The following is a 5,887-nucleotide window of genomic DNA, read 5'->3' on the forward strand; positions in this document are numbered from 1 at the left end:
ATGTATGGCTGCGGCCAGCCACTGGGGGCACTGTGGCTCGGTACGTTGTGGAGTGAAGTCAGCCAGTTGCTGGAGCAGGCGCTTTTGCAGTTCATCCAGTTGCGGGCGAATTTGCTTCACCAGGTCCGGGCGCGGGTTATCGGGCGCCTTGCCCTGGAATTGCCAGTCGGACAACAGGGCGTATTGCACCAGTTTGTTTGCCTCGATCTGCGCGGAGAAAAACTGTTCGGCGGCGGCCGGGTCCAGTTTGTAAGTGGGCGCCTGGGCGACGACACTGGTGATCACCTCTTGCTCACGCTTTTTGTCTTCCACCGGCTTATGGCTGTCCCATTTGCTCAGGGCGACCTGGTCGGCGATCTCCAAACGTTCGGCGATGCTATTGAGCAGCGGCTCAAGCGTGGGCGGCGCGGCGCTCGCACTGGCACTGGCGAACAACAGGGCGAACAAAAGTCTATGTTTCAACGCAGATCTCCTTGTGGGAGGGGGCTTGCTCCCGATGGCGGTGGGTCTGTTAGCACAGGTGCTGCCTGACACTCTGCCATCGGGAGCAAGTCCCCTCCTACATTTTTAATAAAACCCAGGCAAAAAAAGACCTCCCGAAGGAGGTCTTTTTCGTCACGCTACTTTAAGCAGCGCTACCGGATCAGCAGCTGTAGTACAGCTCGTATTCCAGTGGGTGTACGAAGGTGCGTACTTTGATTTCTTCTTCGCTTTTCAGCTCGATGTAGGCATCGATGAAGTCGTCGCTGAATACGCCGCCTTTGGTCAGGAACGCACGGCCCTTGTCCAGTTCTTCCAGGGCTTCTTTCAGGCTGCCGCACACTTGTGGGATCTCTTTGGCCTCTTCAGGCGGCAGGTCGTACAAGTTCTTGTCGGCGGCGTCGCCAGGGTGGATCTTGTTCTGGATACCGTCCAGGCCGGCCATTACCAGTGCGGCGAAGGCCAGGTAAGGGTTGGCTGCCGGGTCCGGGAAGCGTGCTTCGATACGGCGAGCGCGTGGGCTGGACACGTAAGGAATACGGATCGACGCGGAACGGTTGCGAGCCGAGTAGGCCAGCATTACCGGTGCTTCGAAACCTGGGACCAGACGCTTGTAGGAGTTGGTCGACGGGTTGGTGAAGCCGTTCAGGGCCTTACCGTGCTTGATGATACCGCCGATGAAGTACAGGGCAGTGTCGGACAGGCCGGCATAACCTTCGCCGGCGAAGGTGTTCTTGCCTTCTTTGGCGATGGACAGGTGAACGTGCATACCCGAACCGTTGTCGCCGTACAGCGGCTTAGGCATGAAGGTAGCGGTACGGCCGTAGGCATCAGCCACGTTGTGTACGCAGTACTTCAGGGTCTGGACTTCGTCAGCCTTGGCAACCAGGGTGTTGAACTTCACGCCGATTTCGTTCTGGCCGGCAGTCGCCACTTCGTGGTGGTGAACTTCGATGACCAGGCCCATTTCTTCCATGGCGTTGCACATGGAGGTACGGATTTCGTGGTCGTGGTCGAACGGCGGAACTGGGAAGTAGCCACCTTTGATACCTGGACGGTGGCCTTTGTTGCCGCCTTCCACGTCCTGGTCGGACATCCACGAACCTTGTTCGGAGAAGATCTTGAACATGGAACCGGAGATGTCGGACTTGAACTTGACCGAATCAAAGATGAAGAATTCTGGCTCTGGGCCTACGAATACGGTGTCACCGATGCCGGTGGATTTCAGGTATTCCTCGGCACGCTTGGCGATCGCACGTGGGTCGCGGTCGTAGCCTTGCATGGTCGAAGGCTCGATCACGTCGCAGACGATGATCAGGGTTGGGTCTTCGGTGAACGGGTCGAGAACGGCAGTGCTGTCGTCCGGCATCAGGATCATGTCGGAGGCTTCGATGCCTTTCCAGCCGGCGATGGAGGAGCCGTCGAACATTTTGCCTTCTTCGAAGAAAGCATCATCCAGCGCATCACGCGCCGGCATGGTCACGTGGTGCTGAGTACCTTTGGTGTCCGTGAAGCGCAGATCAATCCATTTAACGTCATGATCTTTGATGAGTTGAACCGACTTCGACATGGTGTCCTCCGGGTGGCTTCGGGCTGGGTAGTGGAGTTAGCCCTTAGAATGTGGGTGATGCCGGCGCGGATACTCCGCCAAGGCAACCTGCCTCACAAGAGAGCAAATTGCATGCCAGTGCGCCAACATGGCCTTTTTGCCTCAAAATGGCCCCTATAACGGTGCAATCCGCTGAAGCGGAATAAATAGCGCACTGCAATGTAGCGTCATTTTGGATAAATGACCCGTTTTGGTGCGTCGAAAGCGCGATGCATATTAACTGGTTAAACCTTGAGCGATTTCCGCTATAATCCGCGCCCCCCTTTTTCAGCAGGCCCGGCGCGCGCTGTTTCCATGAAATTAATCGTTAAAGTCTTCCCCGAGATCACCATTAAAAGCCGACCGGTACGGACGCGTTTCATCCGTCAATTGGCCAAGAACATCCGTGCCGTGCTCCGTGACCTGGACCCGGCTGTGGTGGTGAACGGCGTGTGGGACAATCTCGAACTGGAAACCCGTGTCACTGACGCCAAAGCCTTGAAGGACATGACCGAGCGCCTGAGCTGCATGCCGGGCATCGCGCATTTCCTGCAGGTGGACGAGTACCCGCTGGGTGACTTCGACGACATCACCGAGAAGTGCAAGCAGCACTACGGCAACGCTCTTGAAGGCAAGATCTTTTCCGTGCGTTGCAAGCGTGCCGGCAAACATCCGTTCAGCTCCATGGACATCGAGAAATATGTCGGCAGCAAGCTGCGTCGCGAGTGCGGTGCTGCTGGAATTTCGCTGAAATCGCCGGAAATCGAAGTCCGGATCGAAATTCGCGACCAACGGTTGTTTGTGATTCACAGCCAGCACAACAGCATCGGCGGCTACCCGCTGGGCGCCCTGGAACAGACCCTGGTCCTCATGTCCGGTGGTTTCGATTCCACAGTGGCGGCCTACCAGATCATGCGTCGCGGCCTGATGAGCCACTTCTGCTTCTTTAACCTGGGCGGGCGTGCACACGAATTGGGCGTGATGGAAGTTGCGCACTTTATCTGGAAGAAATACGGCAGCTCCCAGCGCGTGCTATTTGTGAGCGTACCGTTCGAGGAAGTGCTGGGAGAAATTCTCGGTAAAGTCGATAACGGTCATATGGGCGTAGTATTGAAGCGTATGATGTTGCGCGCGGCGTCGAGCATTGCCGACCGCCTGCATATCGATGCGCTGGTGACCGGTGAAGCGATCTCTCAGGTGTCGAGCCAGACGCTGCCGAACCTGTCGTTGATCGATTGCGTGACCGAGAAGCTGGTGCTGCGCCCGCTGATCGCCAGCCACAAGCAGGACATCATCGACCTGGCGCAAGAAATCGGCACCGCAGACTTCGCCAAGCACATGCCCGAGTACTGCGGGGTCATTTCGGTGAACCCCAAGACCCACGCCAAGCGCCACCGCGTGGAGCATGAAGAGAAAGAATTCGACATGGCGATTCTGGAGCGAGCGCTCGAGAACGCCAAGCTGGTCCCGATCGATCGCGTAATCGACGAGTTGGGCCAGGATGTGAAGATCGAAGAAGTCAGCGAAGCCCTGGCCGGCCAGATCGTCATCGACATCCGTCACCCGGACGCCGCTGAAGATGAGCCGCTGGAAATCGCCGGCATCGACGTGCAAACGCTGCCGTTCTACGCACTGAACGCGCGTTTCAAGGAACTGGATAACAGCCGTCAGTACCTGCTGTATTGCGACAAAGGCGTGATGAGTCGCCTGCATGCCCACCATTTGCTCAGTGAGGGGCATGCCAATGTGCGCGTTTATCGACCGAGCTAAGAGCCCGGGGCTGTTTGCCTGTGGCCTGCGTCACCGGCCCCCCGACTCTGCCGTCAAGCTGTAACGGCAAGGCCTGACTCTACTGTTAATCGCTGCCACGACCTGTCAGCACACCGAATCCTCTGATCGAGATACACAAGTGATCGAAAATCTACGTAACATCGCCATCATTGCTCACGTTGACCATGGTAAAACCACCCTGGTAGACAAACTCCTGCGTCAATCCGGCACCCTGGAGCGCAACGAGCTCAACGACGAGCGCGTGATGGACTCCAACGACCAGGAAAAAGAGCGCGGTATTACCATCCTGGCAAAAAACACTGCCATCAACTGGAACGGCTACCACATCAACATCGTGGATACCCCGGGCCACGCCGACTTCGGCGGCGAAGTAGAACGCGTAATGTCGATGGTTGACTCCGTTCTGCTGCTGGTTGACGCTCAAGACGGCCCTATGCCGCAAACCCGTTTCGTGACCAAGAAGGCTTTCGAAGCCGGCCTGCGTCCGATCGTGTGCATCAACAAGGTTGACCGTCCAGGCGCGCGTCCGGACTGGGTTCTGGACCAGATCTTCGACCTGTTCGACAACCTGGGTGCCACCGAAGAACAGCTGGACTTCAAAGTCGTCTACGCCTCGGCCCTGAACGGTATTGCTGGTCTGGACCACACCGACATGGCTGAAGACATGACCCCGCTGTACCAGTCGATCGTCGACAACGTACCAGCCCCGGCTGTTGACCGTGACGGCGCGTTCCAGATGCAGATCTCCGCACTGGACTACAACAGCTTCCTGGGTGTTATCGGCGTTGGCCGTATCGCTCGTGGTCGCGTCAAGCCGAACACTCCAGTTGTGGCTATCGGCGCCGACGGCAAGAAGCGCAACGGTCGTATCCTGAAGCTGATGGGTCACCACGGTCTGCACCGCATCGACGTTGAAGAAGCGGCAGCCGGCGACATCGTGTGCATCAGCGGTATGGACTCGCTGTTCATCTCCGACACCCTGTGCCACCCGGACACCGTCGAGGCGATGAAGCCTCTGACCGTTGACGAGCCAACCGTTTCCATGACCTTCCAGGTAAACGACTCGCCTTTCTGCGGTAAAGAAGGCAAGTTTGTGACCTCCCGTAACATCAAGGAGCGTCTGGACAAAGAGCTGCTGTACAACGTTGCACTGCGCGTTGAAGAAGGCGACTCGGCTGACAAGTTCAAGGTTTCCGGCCGTGGTGAACTGCACCTCTCGGTACTGATCGAAACCATGCGTCGCGAAGGCTTCGAAATGGGCGTTGGTCGTCCAGAAGTGATCATCCGTCAGGTTGACGGCGTGAAGCAGGAACCGTTCGAAAACGTCACCATCGACACCCCTGAAGAATCCCAGGGCAAGGTGATGGAAGAGATGGGCCTGCGTAAAGGCGACCTGACCAACATGGTGCCGGATGGCAAAGGCCGTGTACGTCTGGAATACAACATCCCTGCTCGTGGTCTGATCGGTTTCCGTAACCAGTTCCTGACCCTGACCAACGGTGCTGGCATCCTGACCTCGATCTTCGATCGCTACGACACCATGAAGTCCGGCGACATGTCCGGCCGTCAGAACGGTGTTCTGGTATCGGTAGAAACCGGCAAGGCACTGACCTACTCCCTGGAAACCCTCCAGGCACGTGGCAAGCTGTTCGTTGAACACGGTCAAGAGATCTACAACGGTCAGATCGTTGGTCTGAACAGCCGTGACAACGACATGGGCGTCAACCCAACCAAAGGCAAGAAGCTCGACAACATGCGTGCTTCGGGCAAAGACGAAACCATCGCTCTGGTTCCACCTGTTCGCTTCACCCTGGAACAGGCCCTGGAATTCATCCAGGACGACGAGCTGTGCGAAGTCACGCCTAAGTCGATCCGCCTGCGTAAGAAGATCCTGGACGAAGGCGAGCGTACCCGCGCTGCCAAGAAAGCCAAGAACTGAGTTAACTCAGGCTGAATGAAAAACGCCCCCGGTCGAAAGGCCGGGGGCGTTTTTTTGTGCCTGCGATTTGTATGTTGTCTCTGCTGGCC

General features: G+C 57.2%; 4 protein-coding genes. 2 read left to right on the forward strand and 2 right to left on the reverse strand.

The genetic code is table 11. The annotated features are described in order from the left end of the window. Both ACRESD_RS05705 and glnA read right to left on the reverse strand, forming a co-directional pair. Positions 1-462 (reverse strand): chorismate mutase (locus ACRESD_RS05705; RefSeq protein WP_431750038.1); only part of this gene is annotated, 462 nt, incomplete at its 3' end. Positions 463-643: 181 nt separating this feature from the next. Further along, positions 644-2,050 carry a glutamate--ammonia ligase gene (gene glnA / locus ACRESD_RS05710; RefSeq protein WP_024072899.1) on the reverse strand — a complete coding sequence of 469 codons (1,407 nt, stop codon included), beginning with the start codon at positions 2,048-2,050 and terminating at the stop codon, positions 644-646. A 333-nt stretch (positions 2,051-2,383) separates the two neighbouring features. Between glnA and thiI the strand changes: the two genes are divergently transcribed. Beyond that, positions 2,384-3,838: a tRNA uracil 4-sulfurtransferase ThiI gene (thiI, locus tag ACRESD_RS05715; RefSeq protein ID WP_431750039.1), complete on the forward strand. Its 1,455-nt coding sequence runs from the start codon at positions 2,384-2,386 to the stop codon at positions 3,836-3,838. 139 nt (positions 3,839-3,977) lie between these two features. Beyond that, a complete protein-coding gene (typA, locus tag ACRESD_RS05720; protein WP_010213863.1) occupies positions 3,978-5,798 on the forward strand; it encodes a translational GTPase TypA in 1,821 nt (606 codons plus the stop codon). Positions 5,799-5,887: the final 89 nt, after the last annotated feature.

The sequence above is a fragment of the Pseudomonas sp. genome (assembly GCF_050739995.1).
GTDB lineage: Bacteria > Pseudomonadota > Gammaproteobacteria > Pseudomonadales > Pseudomonadaceae > Aquipseudomonas.